The organism is Streptomyces sp. NPDC057743, assembly GCF_042798755.1.
Lineage (GTDB): Bacteria > Actinomycetota > Actinomycetes > Streptomycetales > Streptomycetaceae > Streptomyces.
In genome coordinates this window covers 148,601-171,494 of record NZ_JBHVJX010000001.1, presented here as the reverse complement: position 1 = coordinate 171,494, position 22,894 = coordinate 148,601, and the positions used below count along the sequence as shown (strand labels likewise).

Annotated in this window: 19 protein-coding genes; 10 read left to right on the top strand and 9 right to left on the bottom strand. The window is 73.1% G+C overall.

What is annotated here, in order from left to right; translation table 11 throughout:
- Positions 1-15: 15 nt before the first annotated feature.
- Genes ACFVFQ_RS00755 through ACFVFQ_RS00745 form a run of 3 tightly spaced genes read right to left on the bottom strand, consistent with a single transcriptional unit; the run spans position 16 to position 3,121 of the window.
- Complete coding sequence (locus ACFVFQ_RS00755) at positions 16-864, bottom strand: carbohydrate ABC transporter permease (RefSeq protein ID WP_383406239.1); 849 nt, start codon at positions 862-864, stop codon at positions 16-18.
- Positions 861-1,823, bottom strand: a complete 963-nt coding sequence (locus ACFVFQ_RS00750; protein ID WP_383406236.1) for a carbohydrate ABC transporter permease — start codon at positions 1,821-1,823, stop codon at positions 861-863. The genes ACFVFQ_RS00755 and ACFVFQ_RS00750 overlap by 4 nt, the downstream gene beginning before the upstream one ends.
- A gap of 5 nt (positions 1,824-1,828) precedes the next feature.
- On the bottom strand, positions 1,829-3,121 hold the full coding sequence (locus ACFVFQ_RS00745) for an extracellular solute-binding protein (protein ID WP_383406233.1): 1,293 nt from the start codon (positions 3,119-3,121) through the stop codon (positions 1,829-1,831).
- 295 nt (positions 3,122-3,416) lie between these two features.
- Between ACFVFQ_RS00745 and ACFVFQ_RS00740 the strand changes: the two genes are divergently transcribed.
- Together ACFVFQ_RS00740 and ACFVFQ_RS00735 are read left to right on the top strand one after the other, a co-directional pair.
- Positions 3,417-4,580, top strand: a complete 1,164-nt coding sequence (locus ACFVFQ_RS00740; RefSeq protein ID WP_383406230.1) for a serine/threonine protein kinase — start codon at positions 3,417-3,419, stop codon at positions 4,578-4,580.
- 6 nt (positions 4,581-4,586) lie between these two features.
- Positions 4,587-5,318: an HAD family hydrolase gene (locus ACFVFQ_RS00735; protein WP_383406227.1), complete on the top strand. Its 732-nt coding sequence runs from the start codon at positions 4,587-4,589 to the stop codon at positions 5,316-5,318.
- On the opposite strand, the gene ACFVFQ_RS00730 is transcribed toward ACFVFQ_RS00735, so the two are convergent.
- On the bottom strand, positions 5,302-6,777 hold the full coding sequence (locus ACFVFQ_RS00730) for a N,N-dimethylformamidase beta subunit family domain-containing protein (RefSeq protein ID WP_383406224.1): 1,476 nt from the start codon (positions 6,775-6,777) through the stop codon (positions 5,302-5,304). The genes ACFVFQ_RS00735 and ACFVFQ_RS00730 overlap by 17 nt on opposite strands.
- Before the next feature lie 194 nt (positions 6,778-6,971).
- Between ACFVFQ_RS00730 and ACFVFQ_RS00725 the strand changes: the two genes are divergently transcribed.
- Positions 6,972-7,844 (top strand): class I SAM-dependent methyltransferase, encoded by an 873-nt coding sequence (locus ACFVFQ_RS00725; protein WP_383406219.1) that lies wholly within the window; start codon positions 6,972-6,974, stop codon positions 7,842-7,844.
- Positions 7,841-8,614 carry a GNAT family N-acetyltransferase gene (locus ACFVFQ_RS00720; protein WP_383406216.1) on the top strand — a complete coding sequence of 258 codons (774 nt, stop codon included), beginning with the start codon at positions 7,841-7,843 and terminating at the stop codon, positions 8,612-8,614. The genes ACFVFQ_RS00725 and ACFVFQ_RS00720 overlap by 4 nt, the downstream gene beginning before the upstream one ends.
- 86 nt (positions 8,615-8,700) lie before the next feature.
- On the opposite strand, the gene ACFVFQ_RS00715 is transcribed toward ACFVFQ_RS00720, so the two are convergent.
- Both ACFVFQ_RS00715 and ACFVFQ_RS00710 read right to left on the bottom strand, forming a co-directional pair.
- Entirely contained in the window at positions 8,701-9,834 is a 1,134-nt protein-coding gene (locus tag ACFVFQ_RS00715) for a hypothetical protein (RefSeq protein ID WP_383406213.1), read from the bottom strand.
- 123 nt (positions 9,835-9,957) lie between these two features.
- Entirely contained in the window at positions 9,958-10,842 is an 885-nt protein-coding gene (locus ACFVFQ_RS00710; protein ID WP_383406210.1) for a hypothetical protein, read from the bottom strand.
- Positions 10,843-11,008: 166 nt separating this feature from the next.
- Here ACFVFQ_RS00710 and ACFVFQ_RS00705 point away from each other — a divergent pair, with 166 nt between their 5' ends.
- Positions 11,009-11,521 (top strand): hypothetical protein, encoded by a 513-nt coding sequence (locus tag ACFVFQ_RS00705; protein ID WP_383406206.1) that lies wholly within the window; start codon positions 11,009-11,011, stop codon positions 11,519-11,521.
- A 104-nt stretch (positions 11,522-11,625) separates the two neighbouring features.
- The gene (locus ACFVFQ_RS00700) at positions 11,626-13,281 is read left to right on the top strand and encodes a multicopper oxidase family protein (RefSeq protein ID WP_383406203.1); all 1,656 of its coding nucleotides are present in this window, start codon (positions 11,626-11,628) and stop codon (positions 13,279-13,281) included.
- Between the two features lie 63 nt (positions 13,282-13,344).
- On the opposite strand, the gene ACFVFQ_RS00695 is transcribed toward ACFVFQ_RS00700, so the two are convergent.
- Positions 13,345-14,958: an FAD-dependent monooxygenase gene (locus ACFVFQ_RS00695; protein WP_383406200.1), complete on the bottom strand. Its 1,614-nt coding sequence runs from the start codon at positions 14,956-14,958 to the stop codon at positions 13,345-13,347.
- A 105-nt stretch (positions 14,959-15,063) separates the two neighbouring features.
- Between ACFVFQ_RS00695 and ACFVFQ_RS00690 the strand changes: the two genes are divergently transcribed.
- A complete protein-coding gene (locus ACFVFQ_RS00690) occupies positions 15,064-15,555 on the top strand; it encodes a MerR family transcriptional regulator (protein ID WP_383406198.1) in 492 nt (163 codons plus the stop codon).
- Here ACFVFQ_RS00690 and ACFVFQ_RS00685 read toward each other — a convergent pair.
- The gene (locus ACFVFQ_RS00685; RefSeq protein WP_383406196.1) at positions 15,485-15,997 is read right to left on the bottom strand and encodes a MarR family winged helix-turn-helix transcriptional regulator; all 513 of its coding nucleotides are present in this window, start codon (positions 15,995-15,997) and stop codon (positions 15,485-15,487) included. The genes ACFVFQ_RS00690 and ACFVFQ_RS00685 overlap by 71 nt on opposite strands.
- Before the next feature lie 128 nt (positions 15,998-16,125).
- Here ACFVFQ_RS00685 and ACFVFQ_RS00680 point away from each other — a divergent pair, with 128 nt between their 5' ends.
- From ACFVFQ_RS00680 to ACFVFQ_RS00670, 3 genes are all read left to right on the top strand, one after another.
- Positions 16,126-17,814: an alpha-keto acid decarboxylase family protein gene (locus ACFVFQ_RS00680; protein WP_383406194.1), complete on the top strand. Its 1,689-nt coding sequence runs from the start codon at positions 16,126-16,128 to the stop codon at positions 17,812-17,814.
- A gap of 149 nt (positions 17,815-17,963) precedes the next feature.
- Positions 17,964-18,611, top strand: a complete 648-nt coding sequence (locus tag ACFVFQ_RS00675; RefSeq protein ID WP_383406192.1) for an RraA family protein — start codon at positions 17,964-17,966, stop codon at positions 18,609-18,611.
- 320 nt (positions 18,612-18,931) lie between these two features.
- Positions 18,932-19,978 carry a methyltransferase gene (locus tag ACFVFQ_RS00670; RefSeq protein WP_383406189.1) on the top strand — a complete coding sequence of 349 codons (1,047 nt, stop codon included), beginning with the start codon at positions 18,932-18,934 and terminating at the stop codon, positions 19,976-19,978.
- Here the strand turns inward: ACFVFQ_RS00670 and ACFVFQ_RS00665 are convergent.
- On the bottom strand, positions 19,975-22,818 hold the full coding sequence (locus ACFVFQ_RS00665) for an ATP-binding protein (protein ID WP_383406186.1): 2,844 nt from the start codon (positions 22,816-22,818) through the stop codon (positions 19,975-19,977). The genes ACFVFQ_RS00670 and ACFVFQ_RS00665 overlap by 4 nt on opposite strands.
- Between the last annotated feature and the right edge of the window lie 76 nt (positions 22,819-22,894).

Sequence of the window (22,894 nt, the reverse complement as noted above, 5' to 3'; positions counted from 1 at the left end):
CCGGTCTTCGGCGGTTCACCCCTTGACCGCGCCGGTGGTCAGGCCGGCGGCGATGCGCCGTTGGACGAGGGCGAAGAAGACCGCCACCGGGAGCGCGGTGAGGGTGGCGCCGGCCATCAGGCCCCCGTAGTCGGTGCCGAAGCTGGTCTGGAAGGACATCAGCCAGATACTGAGGGTCTGTTTGTCGTTGCTGGACAGCAGGACATAGGCCAGGACGTACTCGTTCCACGCCTGGACCAGCGCGTAGATGGAGGTCGCCACCAGCCCGGGCGCGAGCAGCGGCAGCACGACCCGGCGGAAGGCGCCCAGGCGGGTGCAGCCGTCGGTCATCGCGGCCTCCTCCAACTCGGCCGGGACGGCGGCGATGAAGCCGCGCAGCAGCCAGACCGTGAACGGCAGCGTGAAGACGAGGTAGGTGAGGATCACGCCGGCCAGGCTGTCGGTGAGTCCGGCGTCGCTGAGCAGCAGGTAGACGGGGATGATCAGGCCGGCGAGCGGGATCATCTGGACGCCGAGGATGACCAGGACCAGCGCCTTGCGGCCGGCGAAGGCGAAGCGGGCCAGGGCGAACGCCGCGAGGGTGCCGATGAGCAGGGAGATCAGCACGGTGCCGGCGCCGATCAGCACGCTGGCGCGGACGTTGGCCCAGAACGTGGGGGTGGCCAGGGCCCGGCGGAAGTGTTCGAGGGTGAGGTGGTCGGGCCAGAAGTGTGGTGGGTCGGCGTGGATTTCGGTGGCCGGGCGGAAGGCGGTGAGCAGCATCCAGTAGAGCGGGAAGGCCAGCAGCGCGCTGAGCGCGAGCCCGAGGGCGTTGGCGGCCGCGCGGCGGCGGCGCGGGGCCCTGGTGCCGGGGGCGGTGGTCATTCGGCCGCTCCCAGGTGGAGGAGTTGGCGGACGTAGACGACGGCGCCGACCAGCAGCATCAGGACGGTGAGGACGGCGATGGCGGCGCCGACGCTGTAGCGGTTGACGGCGAAGGACTCGATGAACGAGTAGACGCCCAACAGGTAGTAGTCCTTCTCGGGTTGGCCGCCGCGCATCAGCCAGATCTGGTTGAAGACCCCGAAGTCCCAGATGGCGCCGAGCGAGGTGACCAGGACCGCGGTCGGTTTGATCACCGGCCAGGTGACGTACCGGAAGAGCTGGCCGGGGCGGGCGCCGTCGACCAGCGCCGCCTCCTCCAGTTCGGCGGGGACCTGGCTGAGGGCGGCGTGCAGGGTGAGGGCGGCGAACGGGACGGCGCCCCACACCACCACGCCGGTGATCACCGCGAAGCCCTGCCAGGGGTCGTCGAACCAGTTGTGCTTGCTGAAGTCCAGCCCCGGCAGCAGGCTGAGCAACCAGTTGACGACGCCGTAGTCGGCGTCCGACAGCCAGCGGAAGATGGACGCGGCCACCATGACGGGCATGGCCCAGACGGCCACCAGGACTCCGGTCATCGTCGTCCGCACCCAGGGCGCCACCCGTCGCATCAGGAGCGCCACCAGCAGCGACAGCGCCATGGTGGCGGTCACGCAGGCGACGGTGAACAGGGCGGTGCGGCCGACGACGGTCCAGAAGAAGCCGTCGGTCAGGATCGAGCGGTAGTTGGCGAGCCCGGCCCAGGGGGGTGCGGCCCCGGAGAACAGTTCGCGGCGGGTCATGTCCCGGAAGGACAGCAGCACCAGGTCGACGAGCGGGTAGCCGAGGACCGCGGCCAGCGCCAGCACGGTCGGGGCGATCAGCAGGTAGGGCAGCGCCCGCCGCCGGAGAGTGTGCCGCGCGCGGGGTGCCCGGTCGGCCCGGCCGCGCCGCGGTGGGCGCGGATTCTGCACGGTCGGCACGGCGCTCAGTGCTCGTTGATCACGGCGTCGATGCGGCGGTCCGCGGCCCGCGCGGCGTCCGCCACCGACTGCTTCCCGGTGGCGATGTCCTGGAGCATCTCCGGAAGGACGTTGGACTTCTCAACGGCGGTCCAGCCGGGGGCGGTTGGGGTCACCCAGCCGCGTTCGGCGGCCCGGGCGGCCGGGCCGTTGATGCCGTCGGCGGCCACCTCGTGGAGCTGGGCGGTGTTGTTGGGCAGGGTGTCGGCGGCGATCAGGCGGCGCTGCGAGGTGCGGTCGGTGAAGAGCCTGATCCAGTCCTGGGCCAGGTCCTGGTTGCCGGACTTGGCGGGGATGGCCAGGGTGGAGCCGCCCAGGAACGGCGGCAACGGTTTGCCGGAGGGGCCGGGGAAGGCGAACGTGGCGAACTTCCCGTGCAGCGCGGGGTTTCCGCCCGACGTGCTGTCGGTGGCGGCCTTGGCCTCCCAGGTGTTGCCGTAGAACATGCCGACCTTGCCCTGGCCGACGACGGCCGGCTCGTCGCCGTTGTCCTTGGAGCGGTCGCCCGTGTAGTAGGCGTCGAGGAGGTTCTTCCACTGCGTCAGCCCGGCGAGGGAGCGGGGGGCGGAGAGCGCGCCGTGCCAGCGGCCGTCCTTGCGCACCGCGATGTCACCGCCGGCGTCCTTGACGAAGGCCATCGCCGCGTACCAGTAGCGGCCCGGCATGTAGAAGGCGGAGAAATTCTTGTCGGCGCTGCCGAATTTTGCCTTCAATTTGTCGAGGTCGGTGCGGAGTTCGGGATAACTGCGCGGCGGTTGGTGCACGCCGACCTGGGCCAGGAGGTCGGTGCGGTAGATTCCGACGCGGGCGCCCACGTAATAGGGCACGCAGTACGTTTTCCCGCCGTCCTGGCAGGCGTCGCGGAGCGCCGGGAGCCATTCCTTGGAATGGTCGAATTTCGCCGGATCCACGGCGCTGAAGGCCCCGTTGACGAGGTAATTGGTGGTCTCACTGTTGCCCATTTCCACCACATCGGGCACTTTCCGGCCGGCCAGCGCGGCGTCGATCTTCTGGTTCTTGGTCGTCCACTGCTGGTACTGCACGGTGACCTTGATCTTCGGATAGGTCTTCCGGAAGCGGGCGTTGACCTCGGACACCAGATCCGGCCAGCTCTCCTGGGCGTCCACGGTCAGCCAGACCGTCAACTCGCCCGTCCGCTTCGCGGCCGCGACCGGCGTACCGCCGCCGCAGCCGGTCACCGCGCCGAGCACGGCTATCGCCCCCAGGCCCGCCGTTATCCGGGAGATGCGTTCGGCCATGATCTCCTCCGTCGGGTTGTCGGAACCGGCTGTATCTACCCCGGGTACCTCGGCTTTCACCCCGAGGGCCCTTTCCGGCCAGAAAATCCGGCGGCCGGAAGTGAGCCATGACGGAATCCGCGAACAACCACCCGGCAGGCCGGACCATATGCCGATCTTGAGTTGGCATCGGTAAAGCCGCCGGCGGTTTGACGCAAAAGACGCGCTGCGCCAATGATCGGCTCTTGACGGTGCCGCCCCCGCTGCCTCAGTTTTGCTCGGGTGTCTCCCACGTCCCCTATCGAAGGGTTTGCACGTGACTGAGTACGGCACGACGACCGCAGATCAGGCCACCCGCCCGGTGAAGGTCAACTCCTGGAACGGCTGGGATCCGCTGCGGCACGTCGTCGTCGGACGCGCCGACAACGCGGTGGTGCAGGCTCCCGAGCCCGCGATCCGGCGGGACTTCCCCGAGGACGGCTTCCCGCTCGGCACCTACGGCCCGATGCCGGCCGACATGACCGCCGAGGCCAACGAGCAACTCGACGACTTCGCCGAGCTGTTGCGGCGCCGCGGCATCCGCGTGGACCGGCCCACCCCCGTCGACTTCGACCAGCGCGTGAGCACCCCGGACTGGACGCAGGAGACCATGTCCGGCTGTATGCCGCCCCGGGACCTGCTGCTGACCGTCGGCAACGAGATCCTCGAAGCCACCATGTCCTACCGCAGCCGCTGGTTCGAGTACCTCTGCTACCGGCCGCTCCTCCAGGAGCTCTTCCGCGCCGACCCGCGGATGCGCTGGGAGGCCGCCCCCAAGCCCCGGCTGACCGACGCCTCCTACCACGCCGGGTTCTGGGACACCTACAACACCCTGCCCACCGAGGTGCAGTTGGCCCGGGTGCGCGACTACGACCTGGTACTGACCGAGGAGGAGCCGCTGTTCGACGCGGCCGACATCGCGCGCTTCGGCAAGGACCTCTTCGTCCAACTGTCGTTCGTCACCAACCGCAGCGGCTACCAGTGGCTCCGGCGCCACTTCCCCGACCACCGGGTGCACGCGGTGACCTCCACCAACACCCACCCGCTGCACATCGACGCCACCTGGGTGCCGCTCCGTCCCGGACTGGTGCTGCACTGCGGCGAGCGGCTCGCGGACCCCGAGCTGATGGAGTTCTTCCGGCGCAACGACTGGGAGATCATCGAGGCGGTGCAGCCGGCCAGTTGGGACCACCCGCCGAAGCTGTCGTTCTGCAGCCCGTGGCTGGCCGGCAACATGCTCAACCTCGACCAGAACACCCTGTGCATCGAGGAGAAGGAGGTCGCGCTCGCCGACCAACTGGCCGGCTACGGCTTCGAGATCGTGCCGGTGCCGTTCCGCGCGGTGGGCCCGTTCGGCGGCGGACTGCACTGCGCCACCGTCGACATCGAACGGGACGGGAAGCTGGAGGACTACTTCCCGCACCGCTACGGACGGTACTGAGGCCCGGTGCCGGCCCCAACTCCCGCCGGCCGGAGCGCCGTCCGGGGCGTGATCCTCGACTTCTACGGGACGCTGGTGCGGCTGGTGGAGCCGCTGCCGCCCAGTCACCGGTCGCTGTTCCTGAGGCGGGGCCTGGCCGAGGCCGCGGACAGGTGGGGCGACCAGTGGGCCGTCGGCCCCCGGGAGGGCGAGGAGCACGCCGCCCACTCCGTCAGCCAACAGACCTACCATGACTGGGAGTTGGACCGACTGCGGCGCCGGGCGCTGTCCTGCGGCGTCCCTGCTTCCGAGGCCGGCCCGCTCGCCGTCGAACTGGACCGGGCGATGAAGGACCTGCGCCTGGCGCCGTTCGGCGACGTCCCGGCGGCGCTGGCCGGGCTGCGCGCCCGGGGCCTGACGGTGGCGGTCTGTTCCAACTGGTACTGGGACCTGGAGGGCGCGCTCGCGGACGTCGGACTGGCCGGGCTGGTCGATGTCGTGGTCACCTCGGCCCGGGCCGGCGCCCGCAAACCGCACCCGCTGATCTACCGGACGGTGCTGGAGCGCTGCGGGCTCCGCCCCGAACAGGCCCTGTTCGTCGGCGACATGTGGGAACCGGACGTGGCGGGGCCGTTGGCCCTCGGAATGCGCGCGGTGCACCTGTGGCGGCCGGACCGGGCCGTGGTGGGCACGGCCCCGCCGTTGCCTGACGGGGCCGCGCGCATCCCCTCACTGGCCGCGCTCAGCGCTCTGCTGTGACGGGGGTGACGGGACCGGGCGCGGAGAGCCGGTCCAGGACGTTGCGGGTGACGCGGACGACGCCGGCGTCCAGTTCCCGGCCGCAGACCACCGGCCAGTCGGTGGTCCCGGCCGTGAAGACCGTGCCACCGGCGGTGTAGAGCCCCATGGTTGCCGCGCGCGGGCTGGTGATCGCCGCTTCGCGCGCCGGGCAGTTCCAGTGCCCCCATTTCAGGTGGTGGAAGTCATCGTGCACCGGATCGAGGAGGTAGAGCCCCAGGATGAGGAAGGACTCCGGTGTGCCGTCCACACCGGTGGCGTGCGCCACGCCGGCCGCGTCCCGGGCGAAGGCCGCGCCATCGCACTCGTAGCCGATCAGCGGTGTGCCGGCCCCCAGGGCGTCGGCCGGCCCGCCGTCGGCGCCGTCGCGCAGCCCGGTGCCCTCGTACACCCAGTGGTCGGCGTGCTGGACGCGGTAGCCCTCGCGCGGGCGGTCGCCGGGCCAATCCCCCGGCCACATCCCGCCGTTGCGGAAGCTGACGCCGGTGAGGGCGTTCTCGGGCTCGCCGACGCCGTCGGGCGGCGCGGGCCACCACTGGTCGGTCGCCGGGAGGTGCGGGTACTCCGCACCGACATGGTGGTCGGTGTCGGAGACGAACGCGGTGTTGCCGTCCACCGGGTGGATGCGCCACCAGCAGGTGTTGGCGCTGAGGAACGCCACGTTGCCGCCGCCGGCGACGAACCCCGCGACGTGGTCGCGCATCGCCGCGCTCCAGTATTCGTCGTGCCCGACGCTGAGCAACAGCCGGTAGGGGGCGAGCAGTTCGGGGTCCTCATGGAGGTCGAGGTCGGTGCAGTAGTCGACGTGGTAACCGCTGCGTTCCAGCCAGGCGATGAACGGGGCGTCCCAGTAGGCAAGGTCGATGACGCCGCCGGGGCGGTGCAGGCTGAGGCGGTGGCCGCGCGGTTCCTGGGGACCGGCCGGTTGGTAGACGGGGTTGTCGTAGAGGCTGCCGGCCCGTTGGGCGTCGGCCCGGTCGGCGCGGTTGTAGGCGTGCCGGGTGTAGGTCGACTTCTTGTAGAGGATGCGGGCCCCGGTCGCGCCGGGCCGGGCCGGACGGACGACGAAGAACTCCCGCTCGAAACCCTCGATTTCACCGTCGTCCAGCATGGGGACGTGTTGACCGTCGCCCTCGATGAAATGGGCGAGGTAGATTCCCGGCGGCCAGTCGCCGGGGACGGTGTGGTGGTGGGGCGGCCAATTCCAGTCCACGGCCGGGGAGGCATGGTCCGGGACGCCGTCCGGGTGGGGTGGCGCGGCGGCCCATTTCCCCGGATACGGCCCGGACTCCGCCATGAACGACAGCTCCCGCCCCAAACGGTAGTAACGGACCCGGAATTCCGCGGCGTCCGTCGACACATGAAAGGTCAGGCGTCGACCGGCCGGCACGCTCTCACGATCCAGATATCCCTCGATCACCGCGCCAGGCTAGGCGGGCGCACGAGGGCCCGACAACCGAACTTCCGGCCAAGGAACAAGGAACCAAGTGACAAATGAAGCAAGGAAGCAAGGAGGCTAGGAGGCAAGGAGTCGAGCAGCGAAGTATCCGGGGAACCACGTAACCACGTAGCCACGTTGCCGCTCGCCGCGTGGCCAAGGAAGCGAGGAATGAAATGGACAGGGAATTCCGGGTGCGCGAACTCATGCTGGGCGTCGAGGGATTGGCGCTGCTGCGCCATGCGCTGGACGCCGACGAGAATTTCCTCAAGGCCCGCTTGGAGGAGATCACGGCCCTGGTGACCGGCGAGGGGATGGCGCTGCCGGACGGCGGGACGCCGGTCGGCGAGCTGGACGCGGCGGCCGGCTACGCCTCCTGGGCGGCCCGCTACGACTCGCTGCCCAGCGCGTACATCGAGGTCGAAGAGCCGGTCGTGCACGGGCTGTTGGACCGCGGCCCGGTGGGCACCGCGCTGGACGTGGCCTGCGGTACCGGGCGGCAGAGCGCCGCGCTGGCCGCCCGCGGATACCACACCATAGGCGTCGACCAGTCGTCGGAAATGCTGGCCCGGGCCGCCGACAAGGTGCCCGGCGCGGAATTTAGGCGCGGTCGCCTGGAAAGCCTCCCGCTCGACGACGGAAGCGTCGATCTGGCGCTCTGCTCGCTGGCCCTGACGCATCTTCCGGACGTCTCCCGCGGGATTGCCGAACTGGCCCGGGTGGTACGCCCGGGCGGCCGGATCATCGTCTCCGACCTGCATCCGTTCGTCGTCGCCCTCCAGGGGCAGTGCGTGTTCGTCGACGGCAGCGAACGGCTGGCGTTCGTCCGCAACCACGTCCATCTGCCCGGCAGTTATCTCGACGGCTTCCGTTCCGCCGGACTGACCGTGCGGGAATGCCGCGAACCGGTCTTCAACGGCCGGTTGGCACCGGGGGGTTATGAGGAGGCCATCGCGGACGCCGCCCGGGCCGCCTGGGACGGAATGCCGTTGGTGGTCGTCTGGGACGTCGAGAAGCCCGCCGGAACCGTCCGGGAGGTCACCGCATGAGCCTTCGGTTCGTGCACCATTCCGAGCGCCCGGAATTGTGGGACCGGATCACCCGGGAATTCGCCGGGGTGGTCCCCGAATACAACCTGCACGGTGACATCAACGCCGGTTTCTGGCAGCGGCTGTTCAGCGACTTCCCCGACCACCAGTTCCTGCTCCACGACACCGCCACGGACACCGTCCTGGGCACCGGCCGCACGCTGCCCCGCACCTGGGACGGCACCCCCGAGGGGCTGGGCACCGGCCTCGACGCCTCCATCGAGGCGGCCTTTTGCGACCTCGACGCCGGGGCCGCGCCCGACGCGCTGTGTGCCCTGGGCATCGAGATCGCCCCGGCCCACCAGGGCCGCGGGCACTCCGCCCGGCTCCTGGCGCACATGGCCGACATGGCCCGCGCGGCCGGCCTGTCCCATGTGATCGTCCCGGTCCGCCCCACCTGGAAGGACCGCTACCCGCTCGTCCCCATCGACCGCTACGCCACCTGGGTCCGCGACGACGGCGCCCCGTTCGACCCGTGGATCCGCGCCCAGGTGCGCCAGGGCGGCACCGTCGCCGCGGCGGTGACCGAGTCGTCCCGCATCACCGGCACCCTCGCCGAGTGGGAGGCGTGGACCGGGATGTCCTTCCCCGACGACGGCCGCTATGTCTTCCCCGGCGGCCTCGCCCCGCTCGACATCGACCACGCCCGCGACCGCGGCGCGTACTGGGAACCCTGCGTCTGGATCACCCACGACGTCCGGACCAACCCACCAGCATCGACCGGGGCTTAGGCCCAGTCGTCAAACTCCCGCCTGCCGTCCGACGGATCGTGACCGGGCTCCTAGTGCCTACCCGACCCTGACCCATCGGACAAGTCCTAGCGCGACCCGGCCCGGGACCTCCGCGCCGGGCCGAGCAGGAGGTCGCCCCGGCGCACCGCGCTGTCGGCGTACGCGGTCAGCAGCGCGGTGTGTTCCGGGGTCACCTCGGGCCGGCGTTCGGGCGGGAGTCCGGCCGGGCCGACCGTGGACAGCGCGGCGGCCCGGACCCGGGCCGCGGCCGCGCCGGCCGGCCCGGAACCCGGCGGCGGTGCCTGGTGCCGGCGGGCGGCCTCCTTCGCCTGGCGGCCCAACAGCAGGCAGTGGATCCACAGTTCGTCCGCGAAGGCGGCACCGAACAGCCGGCCCACCTCCGCCGCGGCGTCCTCGGGGCGGTGCCGCCGCGCCACGTCCCGCACCTGGCCCTCGGTCAGGTCGGTGTCCGGCAGCGCCTCGGTCCACCGCAGGTGCCGGCGCGGATCGGCGTCGCGCTCGTGCCCCACCGGCCGCAGATACCCCTCGCCGTACCGCATGTACGGCAACCAGCCCCACTCCTCCAGCACCCAGCCGCGCTCCAGCAGCGGGCGCGCGTCCGCGACCCCGACCGGGCACACCGCGAGCCGAATCCCCTGCGCGGCATGGCCGTTGATGCTGCTCGTCCCGATGTGCTCCACCACGCTCGGCACCGCCAGCAGCGCGGAGCGCCCGGTGGTGCGCAGGAACGCGGCCATCACCTCGTCGTCGTGGCGCTCGCCGGTGTCCGCGGCGAACGAGCGGAACGCGTCCGCCGTGCCCACCGGCAGACAGATGGCCAGCGTCGGCGCGAACTCCTCCGGGACCGCGCGCACCCAGCCGGCGCCGGCCAGCGCCGCCAGGCGGGCCGCGGCGCCGTTCCGGGCGTGCCAGTTGGTGTAGAAGATCAGCGCCTCGTCCGGGAACCGCGCCACCGATCCGGCCACCAGCGCCAGCAGTTCCGGCGGCCCGGCCACGTCGTCCTGGACGACCAGATGGTGGTCGGCGCCCGCCGCCCGGGCCGCCCAGGCCACCAGCGCGGTACGCAGCGCCGACGGCGGCCCGTCCGGGTCCGGGTCGCGCGCCAGCCCGTCAAGGCCCAACCGGGCGGCCAGTGCCGCCGCTTGGGCCTCGCGCACCGGGTGCGTCATCACGGCCGAACTCAGGGACGTGGTGCTCACCGGGCCACCCACTCCTCATGTCGCGCGGTCATCGCCGTCGGGCCGCCTCATCGTGGCAGATCGCCGCGGTCCGCCCGGCCCGCCGGCGGAGAGTGGCCGAATTCATGCGCTCGCGGCGGGAGTTCACCCACCAGCCAGCGCGAGGCCGGGGAGCAGCAGCAGGCCGCCGCACTCGCACCGGACGTCCGCGACCCGTAGGTGCGCCGGGTTCCACACCCCGCGGGCCCGCAGTTCCGCGACCGCCAGCGCCGCGGCCGCGGTCGCGCCGTCGGCGCCGAGGTCGTGGAAGTCCCGCTGCCACCAGCCCCGCAGCGGCCCCCGCCACCCCCTGGCCCGCAGCTCCGGCTCCGGGGTGCCCCCGGGGACGCCCCGGTCGTCCACCAGCAGCAGCACGCCCTCGTCGGCCGAGCACAGCACCGACAGGGTGGCCGGGGGCCGGTCGCCCCTCTCACGGGGGACGAGGGCGAAGCCCGCCTGGTCCGCGCCGATCTGACCCGGCAGTTGCTCCCACCAGGCGCGCAACAGCGCCGTCAGGGACCCCTCCAACCACCGCCAGTCCCCGGCCACCGGTCCCGAGGGGAAGTGCAGTGGCGGGGTGCCGGTGCCGCGGTAGAGCTGCCAGAGGTACGGCAGTTGACGGTGGTAGGCGGTGGCGTCGGTGCGTCCGGCCGGCCGGAAGTGCGCCGCCTCGGCCGCCTCCAGCTCCGCAGTGGGCCGTACCGCGAGGCGCAGCCCCTCGGCGTCGCCGTCCAGCAGCACCGTGTGGCGCTCGTCGCGCCAGCGGACGACCGGCCCGGCGGCGGCCCCGCCGTACAGCGTCGGCGGCCCGATCCGCCCGGTCGCCGCCGCCAGGACCTCGCGCAGCGCCACCGTGCGCGCGCCGACCGAACGGTCCTCGCCATAGGCGCGCACGGTGCGGGGCGGGTGCCGGAGGTCGTGTGCGGACGGCCGCGCGAAGAGCCGCTCGGCCAGGTCCGCCACGCCCTCACTCGCCCACGATGCAGGCATATGTCAACTTTGCTCCGGTTCGCGGGGACGGCAAGGCGGGTGGCCGGGCAGCGCCCTTCGACGGTGCGGACGCCGGTCGCGTCGCCGATAGCCCTAGGGGGTATGGTCGGGTCGCGAGGAGGCGCCGGAGTTCCGCGCCGACCTGCACGGAAGGGAGGGGATCGGGGTGAGCATGCCGTTGCCGCAGGGGACGCGGGGCGGGACGCGACGCCGCGCCGCGCGACCGCGTCGGTCCCCGTCCGGCCGCCGCCGACCTGCGGTCCTGCTCGCCCTCCTGTGGCTGGTCGTCGCCGTGGTCTCGCACCACAGCCTGCCCGGCACCACGCCACAGATGGCATCGTCGATGTCCCATCCCGCGGCCATGTCCCATCCCTCGGCCATGGCACAGGCCGCGGCGCAGCCGATGGCCGCCGCGCCCCGGCTCGATCGCGCCGATCCCGGACCCGACCACGCGCACTCCGGCCATCCCCGGATCAGCCACGCCGAGTCCGAGCACGCCGACCACGGCGGCGCCCACTGCTCGTCCTACGACGTCCGGTCCGAACAGTTCCTCCCCCCGCCACCGCTCCTCGGCCACACCCGCGCGCCCGAGTGCGCGACCACCGCGCCGCGCGGGCCCCACCAGACCAGCGGGCTCTCCCCGCCCGACCCGGCCACCCTCTCCGTCCTGCGCATATAGGCCGTCGGCCCTCCCCCACGGCCAACTCCCCCACGGTGCCTGGGCGTCGCGCCCTCTCGCGCGCGCACGCCGCACCGCGCACCCCTGCGTAAGGACACCTCCAGATGAATACGCTCAACCGACGCTCCGTCCTGCTGGCCGGACTGGGCGCGGCAGGCGCCGGCCTGCTCGCGGCCTGCTCCGACGCCCCCCGGGCCGCCGGCCCCACCCTGCTCAGCCCGTCCGCGCCGGCGGTGGCCACGGCCGAGGAGAAGCGCCGGCGCGCCGGCGGCAAGGAACGCCGGGTCCGCCTCACCGCGACCGCCGGCACCGTGGACCTCGGCGCCGACAAGACGGTCCGGACCTGGAGCTTCGATGGACAACTGCCCGGCAAGGAGATCCGCCTGACCGCCGGCGACACCCTGGTCGCCGACCTCGCCAACCACCTGCCGACGAGCACCTCGGTCCACTGGCACGGCCTCGCCCTGCGCAACGACATGGACGGCGTGCCGCCGGTCACCCAACGCGCCGTGGCCCCCGGCGGCTCCTTCAGCTACCGGTTCCTCACCGACACCCCGGGCACCTACTGGTTCCACCCGCACGTCGGCGTCCAGTTGGACCGCGGTCTGTACGGCCCGTTGATCGTCGAGGACCCGCACGAGCCGCTGGGCTACGACGACGAGTGGGTCGTGGTGCTCGACGACTGGCTGGACGGCGTCACCGGCACCCCGGACCAGGCACTCGCCACCCTGCGCCGCGGCATGGGCGGCTCCCCGTCCCACGGCGACAAGGGCCACGACGCCAAGGACCACGGCGGCGGGGACAACAAGGGCGCGCACGGCGGCATGGACGGCATGTCTGGAATGTCCGGCATGGGCGGCGACATGGACATGGGCGACAAGGGCTCGGGGATGGACGGCATGTCCGGCATGGACATGGACGACCCGTTCATGCTCATGGGGGCGACCAGTAAGCTGCTGGGCGGCGACGCCGGCGATGTGAAGTACCCGCACTACCTGGTCAACGGGCGGGTCCCGGCCGCGCCGGCCACGTACCGCGGCAAGCCCGGCCGGAAACTGCGGCTGCGGATCATCAACGCCGGTGGCGACACCGCGTTCCGGGTCGCGCTCGGCGGCCACCGACTGACGGTCACCCACACCGACGGCTACCCGGTCGAACACCAGCCGGCCGACGCCCTGTTGCTCGGCCCGGGCGAGCGCTACGACGCTGTGGTCACGCTGGACGACGGCGTCTTCCCGCTCGTCGCGGTGGCCGAGGGCAAGGGCGCGGCCGGCCTGGCCCTGGTGCGCACCGGCTCCGGCGACGCCCCGTCCGCCGACGTCCGCCCCAAGGAGCTCAACGGCCGGATACCGACCGCGGCTTCGCTGCGCGCGGCCGACGAGGTCCGGCTCAAGCCCCGCACGCCCGACGTCACCCACCGCATCGAGCTGACCGGCTCGATGGCGAAGTACGACTGGGCGCTCAACGGCCGGCCGTTCGACATGAACCACGCGGACGCCCACCCCTACGCGGTGGAGTCCGGCCAGCGGGTCCGCCTCCAGTACCGCAACACCACCGATATGTGGCACCCCATGCACGTGCACGGGCACACCCCCCAACTCGGCGCGTCCGGCCCGCGGAAGGACACGGTGATCGTCCTCCCCGGCGCCACGGTCACCTGCGACTTCGACGCGGACAACCCGGGCCGGTGGCTGCTGCACTGCCACAACGCGTACCACGGTGAGAGCGGCATGATGGGGCTGGTCGGCTACCGCGGCTGACCCGACGGGCGGTACGGGGAGCCGTGCCGCCCCACCCCGGGTCCGGCCCCTCGGGGCCGCGGGTCAGCCGGCGTGCAGCGCCGCGCGCAGCGACCGTCCGGCATCGGTGGTGCCGCACCAGGCCACGAAGCCGTCGGGGCGCACCAGCACGGCGTCGCCGTCCAGGCCGAGTTGGCGGGCGGGCGCGTCGTCGAGTTGCCGGACGTGCGGGGTCGGGCCCGGGCCCGCGGCCGCCAGCGTCCGCCACCGCGCACCCTCGGCCGCGGTGAACAGCGTCCACCGCGAGCCGATCAGGTCGAGCGTGGAACGACGGGCGCCGTCGGGGGAGTTCAGCCAGCGGTGCGGGAAGCGGTGGCCGAGCCGGACGGCGTCGTCCAACGGGTCGGGCAGCCGCTCCTCGGTGGCGTGCGGCGGATAGCCGTAGCACAGCATGCCGCGCAGATAGTCGACGGCGAGCCGGTCGTAGAGGTCGTTGGGGTCGCCGGACAGGGACTGGTAGCCCTGGTGCAGGCCGCGGGAGACGGCCAGGGATGCCCGGGCGGCGGCCCGGCGTTCGGGCTCGTAGGTGTCCAGGAGCGTCGGTGCGCACCTCCCGTGCAGGACGTCGGCCAGCTTCCAGGCGAGGTTGTGGCCGTCCTGGATGCCGGTGTTCATGCCCAGGCCGCCGGCCGAGCTCTGGACGTGGGCGGCGTCGCCGGCGAGGAAGACCCGGCCGCGGCGGAAGGCGGCGGCGAGTCCGGTGGCGGCCTCCCAGGCGTGCACGGCGTGGAGTTGGATCGGGATCGTCGGGTCGCCGATGGCGGCGCGCAGCAGCCCGAGGGTGGCGTCGGGCGTCAACTCGGCCGGCCCGTCGGCGGGTTTGCCGGGGTAGTCCATGAGGTGCGAGGACCACTGGTCGCGGCCGTTCTTCGACATCAGGGTGGCGCGCACGGCGTCGTTGCGGACGAAGCACAGATGGGTGCCCCACTGGGCCATCGCGGTCCCCAGGTCGGCCCGGAAGAAGGCGGTGTTGAGGTGGGCGATGGGTGCCCGGTCGGGCATCTCGATGCCCAGCAGTCGGCGCACCTCGCTCTTCGCTCCGTCGGCACCGATGAGATAGCTCGCGGTGATCTCCCGCTCCTCGCCGGTCTCGACGTCGACGAGCCGCGCGCGCACCCGATCGCGCTGGGCGGTCAGGCCGACCAGCCGCACGCCGAAGCCAACCCGGCCGCCCCGCCTGGTCAGTTCCGCCCGGGCCAGCCGCTGCACCTGATCGTGCGTCAGCACGCGGCGCACCGGAACCGGCGTGCAGCGCGCCAACCAGGCGGCGTACCGCGGCGGCAGTCCCCCGTGGTGCCTGGTGGCGCCCAGCCCGCTGTCCTTGAACACCCATTGCACCGGCTCGCCCCCGTCCCACCCCGCGCGCTCCGTCGCGGGCCCCAGGCCCACCGATCGGAACAGCTCCAGGGTGCGCAGACTGGTACTCGCCCGCGGCACCGTCGCCATGGGGTACCGCTTGTCGATGACCAGCGCCTCAACTCCCCAGTGGGCGAGGAACATTCCCGTCGACAGTCCCACCGGCCCGGCCCCCACCACCAACACCGGCACGTCCGGGCCCTCGCGGTCGGGGCGCTTCCCCCGCTCCCCCACCGCGCCGGGCATCCCCCACACCACTCGTTCCGCACCTCGTGCACCCATGACAGGCTCCCTCCGCGACTCCACGGCTCCGCGACTCCGCGACTCCTTGACGATCGGTAGCCACCACGCTCCCCGCTCAAGTCGACTTGAGCGCAACATGAGTTCATGACAGACGCGCTCTACTCGATCAGTCAGGCCGCCCGTTGCTTCGGCCTACCGGTGTCCACGTTGCGCTACTACGACGAGTTGGGGGTGCTGCCGGCGGCCGGGCGGCGGGGGAACGTGCGGTACTACGGCCGCGGGGAGCTGCGCCGGCTCGCCCTCGTCCTACGGCTGCACCACCGGGGCCTGGTGAGCCTGGCCGACACCGCGGTGCTGGTCAGCGACGCGCCGGCCGATGACCAGCCCTCGGGGCGCGAGGTGTTGACCGCCTCGATCGCGGCGATCAAGGACCGGATCGCGCATCTTCAGGCTGCCCAGGGCCTGTTGGAGCACCTGCTGACCTGCCCGAAGGCCGATCCGGTCCGGGAGTGCGCCCCGCTGCGGGCGGAGCTCGACCGGGACGTGGCGGAGGGGTTGGCGGGGCTCAGCGCGCCCGACGGCTGCCCGTCCCGCCGTGCGGCGCCTGCCGTTCGCGCTCGGCGACCGCCGCGGTGAACGTCGACCAGTCGGCGCCGGCCAGCGGGGCGAGGACGGCGCGCCAGCCGTCGGCGGCGGCCGGGCCGGCCTGTTGGAGGGCGGAGTGGAACAGGTCGCGCTGCCGGGCGTGCAGGGTGCGTTCGAGGGCGGCGCCGCGGTCGGTGAGGTGGAGTTCCTTGCGGCGGCGGTCGCCTGCGCCGGGGGCGACGCGGACCAGGTCCTCGGCGATCAGCCGGCGGAGCGGGGCGTTGATGGCCTGCTTGGTGAGGTCGAGGGTGTCGCAGAGTTCGCCGACACTCATGCCGGGTGCGTAGGCGAGGAAGGTGAGGATGCGGTGGTGGGCGCGGCCCATGCCGTGCTCGGCGAGGGCCTCGTCGGCGGCGCCGGTGAAGGCGCGGTAGGCGAAGTAGAAGAGCGTGAAGTCGCGGTCGTAGACGTCCGGGCGAGAAGGGTCAAGCATGTTGACATATTACCCGGCGCCCCGCTACGCTCACCATTAAGGTCAAGGACCTTGACCTATTTTTGAGTCGTATTGCGGCCGGGCCCCGATCGGCGCTCCCGGCACATCGCTGAACGCAAGAAAGGCCGGTGACCGCGGTGTCGGACATCACCGTTGGCGCATACCTCCTCCGCCGTCTGCGCGAGCTGGACATCGAGCACGTCTTCGGCGTGCCGGGCGACTACAACCTCGGCTTCCTGGACCTGGTCGTCGACTTCCCCGGGCTGGAGTGGATCGGCACCTGCAACGAACTCGACGCCGGCTACGCGGCCGACGGCTACGGCCGGCTCCGCGGCGCGGCCGCCGTGGTGACCACCTTCGGCGTCGGCGAGCTCTCTGCCGTCAACGCGATAGCGGGCTCCTACGCCGAGTCCGTCCCGGTCCTGGCGATCACGGGGATGCCCGCGACCGCGGTGGCGGCGGCCGGCACGCCCGTGCACCACACCCTCATGGACGGCGAGTACGACCACTTCGGCCGGATGTTCGCGGAGGTCACCGTGGCCCGCGCCACGCTCACCGCCCAGAACGCCCCCGCCGAGATCGACCGGGTGCTGACCGCCCTGCGCCGGCACCGCAAGCCCGTCCACCTCAACCTCCCCACCGACGTGGTGCTGGCCAAGGTCCCCGAGCCCGCCGCGCCGCTGCCCGCCGCCGACGCCCCGACCGACCCCGCGCTGCTCGCCGCCTTCCGCGCCGCCGCCGCGCGCCTGCTCGACGACGCCCGCACCGTGACGGTGCTCGCGGGCCACGAGGCGGACCGGCACGGGCTGCGCGCGCCGCTCGCCGACCTGCTGGCGGCCGCCCCGGTGCGCGCCGCCGTCTACTCCACCGGCAAGGGCCTGGTGGACGAGGGCGCGCCGGGCTTCGCGGGCGTCTACACCGGCGAGTTCAGCGCCAAGCCGGCGCGGGTGGCGGTGGAGGACGCCGACTGTCTGGTCCTGGCCGGCGCCCCCGTCACCGACACCGTGACCGGCGGATTCAGCCACCGCTTCCCCGCCGGCCGCACCATCGAGCTGCGCCCCGGCCGGGCCACCGTCGGCGGCGCGGAGTTCGCCGGCGTGACGATGACCGACGCCCTCGCGGCCCTCGCCGAACTGGTCAGCGGCCTGGGCCTGCCCGAGCCCGCGGGCTACGGCGAGTCCCCCGTGCCCGCGGCGCGGCCGGACCGCGGCGCGCTGGACGGCCCGCTCACCCAGGACGCGCTCTGGGCCGCCGTGGGCGACTTCCTGCCGGCCGGCGACGTGCTCGTGGCCGAGCAGGGCACCGCGTTCTTCGGCGCCCAGGAGCTCCCGCTGCCGCGCGACGCCCGCTTCGTCGGCCAGCCGATGTGGGGCTCGATCGGCTACACCCTCCCGGCCACTCTCGGCACTCAACTCGCCGCCCCCGACCGGCGGTCGGTCCTCGTCATCGGCGACGGCTCGCTCCAACTGACCGCCCAGGAGCTGGGCTCGATGGCCCGCTACGGCCTGGCGCCGGTGGTCGTCGTCCTCAACAACGACGGCTACACCGTCGAGCGCGCCATCCACGGCGCCACCGCCCCGTACAACGACATCGCCGCGTGGAACTACACCGCGCTGCCGGCCGCGTTCGGCGCCGGTGACCACTGCGTCACCCGGCGGGTGACGACCGTCGCGGAGCTGCTCGACGCGTTCCGGCTGGCCGCCGCCACTCCGGACCGGATGGTGCTGATCGAGGCCGTGCTACCGCGCGACGACGCCCCCGAGCTGCTCACCGCCCTGGCCGGCCGCTTCGCGGCGCAGAACGACTACGGGGAGTGAGACGGGGGCAGGGGTAGGGGGCCGGTACCGGCCCCCGCCCGCCGGGCTGCGGGCCCGTCGCCCGCCAACTCGCCGCCCGGCAACCACTGTCAGTGGCCGGTGCTAGCGTGCCTCACAGGTCGACGATCGCCAGATCGCCAGGAGGAGAGATGTCCGACGCCACCGGCTCCCCGCCCCAAGCACCGCACCCCTTCGGGGAGTTCTCGCCGACCACCCTCGCGGACGTGCTGGGCCGCGCGCAGGTGATGGACATCGGCATCCGCCCCCTGTGGCCGTCGATACCGCGGGTCGCCGGGCCCGCGTTCACGGTGCACTGCCCGCCCGGTGACAACCTCATGCTGCACGCCGCGATCCACCGCGCGGCACCGGGCTCGGTGCTCGTCGTCGACTCGGGCGACCTCAACTACGCGCTGGCCGGCGGCAATGTCTGCGCCGTCGCCCAACGCCGGGGCATCGCCGGCTTCGTGGCCGACGGGCTGATCCGCGACCTGGCCGAGGTCCGCGCGAGCGGCTTCCCGGTCTTCGCCCGCGGGGTCATCCCCATACCCGGGAGCAAGAAGGCCGTTGCGCCGCTCAACGTCCCGGTGCAGTGCGGCGGCGTGACGGTCTCCGCAGGGGACGTGGTGGTCGCGGACGAGGAGGGCGTCGTCGTGGTGCCCGGGGACCGGCGGGACGAGGTGTTGGCCGCGGCCCGTGCGAAACAAGCCAAGGAGGACCGCGAGTCGCTCGATGACTGGGCGACGGCGCACCGCGCCCGCATCGACGCGGCCCTGCGTGCGGGCGGTTACGAGGGGTGAGCGGGCGAGCCGCGGGGGCGTCGCGCGACCGCGGGTCGGGCCGACCCCAACGCCCGTGGCGCGACCAGGTCTTGCCGGGCGCCACGCTCTGCGACATTCTCGAATCCCCGTTGGTGACGGGGGCGGTCCTGCCTCCTGGACACCGCCGCCGACCGAGCACACGGTTACCGCCGCGGAGCCCGGGCCGGCGCGTCCAGAAGCCCTAGGCCGGAAGGCCGACACGAAGATCCGTTCATGGGCGGTGCCTGCGGTGGGACGGCGCGGCAAGAGTGGGTGGGGCATCCGTCCGACCCACTGACCGAACTGCCCGGAGGCTGACGGTGGACACCCAGAACCCGATCGACCACCCCGACCTGTCCGACGCCGCGGCCCATGCGGCGGCGGCCCACCTGATCGAACAGTCGCTGGGGCACCTGTACTCCGCGGCGTTGCGGACGGCCGTCCTCCATCACCTGGCCGACCATGTGGCGGGCGGCCCCCGCACCGCCAGCGAACTCGCCCGCCGCACCGGCACCGACGCCGGCGCCCTTAGGCGCACGCTGCGTTACCTCGCCACCCGCGGGGTCTTCCGCGAGGACGACAACGGGGCCTTCCACCTCACGCCGGCCGGGCAGTTCCTGCGCACCGGGGTGCCCGGCTCGCTGCGGGACGCGGTGCTGATGCTCACCGACGACATCTTCGTCCGCTCCTCGGGGGCGCTCGACGAAACCGTGCGGACCGGTGCTCCCGCCTTCCCGAAGGTCTTCGGCGCCCCGTTCTTCGAGTACCTCCGGGGCGACGACGCGACCCGGGAGCTCTTCGACACCGGCATGGCCGCGTTCTCCGAGCCGCTCGACGACCTGGTGGCGGGCGCCTACCCGTTCCCGGAGCACGGCATCGTGGTCGACGTCGGCGGCGGGCGGGGCGGGCTGCTGCGGCAGGTCCTGCTGCGGCACCCGGGCCTGTCCGGGGTGCTGTTCGACCAGGCCCCCGCGCTGCGCGAACACGTCCTGGAGGGCGTGGAGTTGGCCGGGCGGTGGCGCGCCGAACCGGGGGACTTCTTCACGGCCGTGCCGGACGGCGGCGACGTCTACGTGCTCAAGCATGTGCTGCACGACTGGGACGACGGGGCGGCGGTGCGCATCCTGAGCGCCTGCCGGCGCGGCCTGGCCCCCGAGGGGAAGGTCCTGGTCGTCGACTCGGTGCCGGAGCCGGGCAACGACCCGCACCCGGGCAAGACCCTGGACGTGGCGATGATGACGCTGGTGACGGGCAGGGCGCGCGGGCCGAAGGACCTGGACGTCCTCTTCGCCCGGGCCGGTCTGCGCCGCTCCCGGATGCTGCCGACGCCCACCTTCGCCTCGATAGTGGAGGCGGTAGCGGCCTAACTACCGCCCGCCCCACACCCGTTCAGCCCCGCCACGGGTGCCGCCGACGACGACGGCGGTGGCACCGACCGCGGTGACATCGGACCGACCTCCCCGGGACCCGCCGGAACCGGCACCTCTGCCTCCGGTGCGTCCGCCCCCGGTACCCCGGCCTGCGCGGCGACCGCCCCCGGACCACCCGTAACCCCGACGCCCGCATCCCCGGCGCCCTCCTCCCCAACACCCGCCTCCGGAACGTCCACTTCCGGGGCCGCCGGCAGGGAGACGACCATGGTGAGCCCGCCGCCGGGGGTCTCCTCCGGGGTCAGCGTGCCGCCCATCGCCTCCGTGAGGCCGCGGGAGAGCGCCAGGCCGAGCCCGAGGCCGGTGGTGTTGTCGGTGTCGCCGAGCCGCTGGAACGGCTCGAACGCCCGCTCCCGGTCGGGGAGTTGGATACCGGGCCCGCGGTCGATGATGCGCAGCTCGACGCGGCCGGCGAGCGCGCTGGCGCCGATCGTGACCGGCCGGCCGGCGGGCGAGTGCCGGACCGCGTTGGACACCAGGTTGGCGATGACCCGCTCCAACAGGGGCGGGTCCGCGAGCACATCGGGGGCGTGCTCCAGCCCGTGGGACACCACCCGCCCGGGCGCCTGCGGCGGCGATCCCGGCAGGGTGTCCAGCGCGACCGGCAACACCTCGGTGAACGCGACGGGTTCCAGGTGCAGGGTCAGCGCCCCGGCCTGGAGTCTGCTGAGGTCCAGCAGGTTGTCGACCAGGCGGCTGAGCTTGGCGAGGGATTCCTCGGCGGTGGCGAGGAGTTCCTCCCGGTCCTCGGGCGAGAAGTCCACCTCGCTGCTGCGCAACGAGCTGATTGCCGCCCAGCTTCCGGCCAGCGGCGTGCGCAGGTCGTGGCCGACCGCGGCGAGCAGCGCGGTGCGCATCCGGTTGGCCGCCTTGACCGGTTCGACCTCGGCGGCGGCCTCGGCGAGCCGGGCGCGCTCGACGGCCGCGGTCAGATGCGCGGCGAAGGCGGTGAGCACCCGGTGTTCGGAGGCCGGCAGACGGCGCCCGACCAGCACCAGCGCGCTGTCGTCCCCTATGGGGACCTCGGTCCGGTGGTCCACACCCGGATCGCCGGCGGCACCCACCGCATGCACCACCGCACCGACGCCCTCGACGCCCCCGCCGTCCCCGACTGCCGCCGGCCGCCACGGCTCCGACGCGTCGGCGCGCGGCCGCAGTTCGATGCGGTCCATGCCGAAGGTCTCGCGGGTGCGCTCCAACAGCTCGGGCACCGCCCGGTCCCCGCGCAGGATGCCACCGGCCAACGAGGTCAGCGTCTCGGCCTCCGCGGTCGCCCGGGCCGCCCGCCGCCCCAGGCGCAGCGAACGGTCCACGATCGCGGCGACGGTCACCGCGACGGTGGTGAACGCGGCCTGCGCGACCACGATGTTGGCCTCGGCGAAGGTGAACTCCCCGACCGGCGGGATGAAGTAGTAGTTCAACAGCAGCGACGTCGTCACCGAGGCGAGCAGCGCGGAGACCACCCCGCCGATGCAGGCCACGCCCAGCACCGTCAGCAGGAACAGCAGCGCCTCGCTGGTGAGGTTGAGCGACAGCGGCGCCGAGACGCCGCGCAGCACCAGGGTCAGCAGGAGGGGCAGCACGAGTCCGGCGATCGGGCCGGCCACCCGGCGGGTGCGCGGCAGGCCGCTGCCGGGGATGACCCAGGTGCGGCCGTGGCCGACGTACTCGTGGCTGACGGTGTGCACGTCGATGTCCCCGGACCGTTCGACGACGGTCTCCCCCACGCCGCGCGGGGCCAACAACCGCCGCAGCCGGCCCCGTCGGCTGGCGCCGACGACGAGTTGGGTGGCGTTCTGGGCGCCGGCAAAGTCCAGCAGCGCGGCCGGGACGTCGTCGCCGACCACCGCGTGGTAGGTGCCGCCCAGGCTCTCGGTGAGCCGCCGTTGGCCGGCCAGCGCGGCGGGCGAGGCGCCGGCCAGGCCGTCGCTGCGGGTGATGTGGACGGCCAGCAGGTCGCCGGCGGAGCGGTTCACGATCCGGGCGGCGCGGCGGATCAGGGTGGTGCCCTCCGGCCCGCCGGTGAGCGCCACCACCACCCGCTCGCGGGTCTCCCACACCGGCCCGATCCGGTGCTCGTTGCGGTACTTGCGCAGCGCCTCGTCCACCCGGCCCGCGACCCACAAGAGCGCCAACTCGCGCAGCGCGCTGAGGTTTCCCGGCCGGAAGTAGTGCGACAGCGCGGCGTCGACCTTCTCCGGCGGATAGATGTTGCCGTGCGCCATCCGGCGCCGCAGGCCCTCGGCCGGCAGGTCGACCAGCTCGATCTGGTCGGCGCGGCGCACCACTTCGTCGGGCACGGTCTCGTACTGCGGCACCCCGGTGATCTTCTCCACGACGTCGGTGAGCGACTCCAGGTGTTGGATGTTGAGGGTGGCCACCACGTCGATGCCGGCGTCGAGCAGCTCCTCGATGTCCTGCCAGCGCTTGGTGTTCCGGCAGCCGGGCGGGTTGGTGTGGGCCAGTTCGTCGATCAGCACCACCTCGGGGTGCCGCTTGAGCACCTGGTCCAGGTCGAGTTCGGCGAACTCCACGCCGCGGTGCCGGCGGACGGTCCGCGGCAACAGGGTCAGCCCCTGGAGCATCGCCTCGGTGGCGGGCCGGCCGTGGCACTCGGCGAAGGCCACCACCACGTCCGTGCCGCGCGCCGTCCGTCGACGCCCCTCGTCCAACATCCGGTAGGTCTTGCCCACCCCGGGGGCGGCCCCGAGAAAGACCTTCAGCCGACCGGGACACCGCCGCCCCGGCCCCGCGGTCCCCTCGCTGCCCCACTTCATGACGCACTCCCTTCCGGTACGACAGCGCGCCGGGCGGCGTCGCGGGAAGTGCCTCCCCGCGGTCTGTCACCGGCCG

What these genes read in the sequence shown, in the direction of transcription:
- ACFVFQ_RS00675 (WP_383406192.1), top strand. Translation starts at nt 17,964, where the DNA reads ATGTCCGACGCCACCGGCTCCCCGCCCCAAGCACCGCACCCCTTCGGG.
- ACFVFQ_RS00755 (WP_383406239.1), bottom strand. Translation starts at nt 864, where the DNA reads ATGACCACCGCCCCCGGCACCAGGGCCCCGCGCCGCCGCCGCGCGGCC.
- ACFVFQ_RS00725 (WP_383406219.1), top strand. Translation starts at nt 6,972, where the DNA reads ATGGACAGGGAATTCCGGGTGCGCGAACTCATGCTGGGCGTCGAGGGA.
- ACFVFQ_RS00745 (WP_383406233.1), bottom strand. Translation starts at nt 3,121, where the DNA reads ATGGCCGAACGCATCTCCCGGATAACGGCGGGCCTGGGGGCGATAGCC.
- ACFVFQ_RS00695 (WP_383406200.1), bottom strand. Translation starts at nt 14,958, where the DNA reads ATGGGTGCACGAGGTGCGGAACGAGTGGTGTGGGGGATGCCCGGCGCG.
- ACFVFQ_RS00690 (WP_383406198.1), top strand. Translation starts at nt 15,064, where the DNA reads ATGACAGACGCGCTCTACTCGATCAGTCAGGCCGCCCGTTGCTTCGGC.
- ACFVFQ_RS00685 (WP_383406196.1), bottom strand. Translation starts at nt 15,997, where the DNA reads ATGCTTGACCCTTCTCGCCCGGACGTCTACGACCGCGACTTCACGCTC.
- ACFVFQ_RS00720 (WP_383406216.1), top strand. Translation starts at nt 7,841, where the DNA reads ATGAGCCTTCGGTTCGTGCACCATTCCGAGCGCCCGGAATTGTGGGAC.
- ACFVFQ_RS00700 (WP_383406203.1), top strand. Translation starts at nt 11,626, where the DNA reads ATGAATACGCTCAACCGACGCTCCGTCCTGCTGGCCGGACTGGGCGCG.
- ACFVFQ_RS00665 (WP_383406186.1), bottom strand. Translation starts at nt 22,818, where the DNA reads ATGAAGTGGGGCAGCGAGGGGACCGCGGGGCCGGGGCGGCGGTGTCCC.
- ACFVFQ_RS00710 (WP_383406210.1), bottom strand. Translation starts at nt 10,842, where the DNA reads ATGCCTGCATCGTGGGCGAGTGAGGGCGTGGCGGACCTGGCCGAGCGG.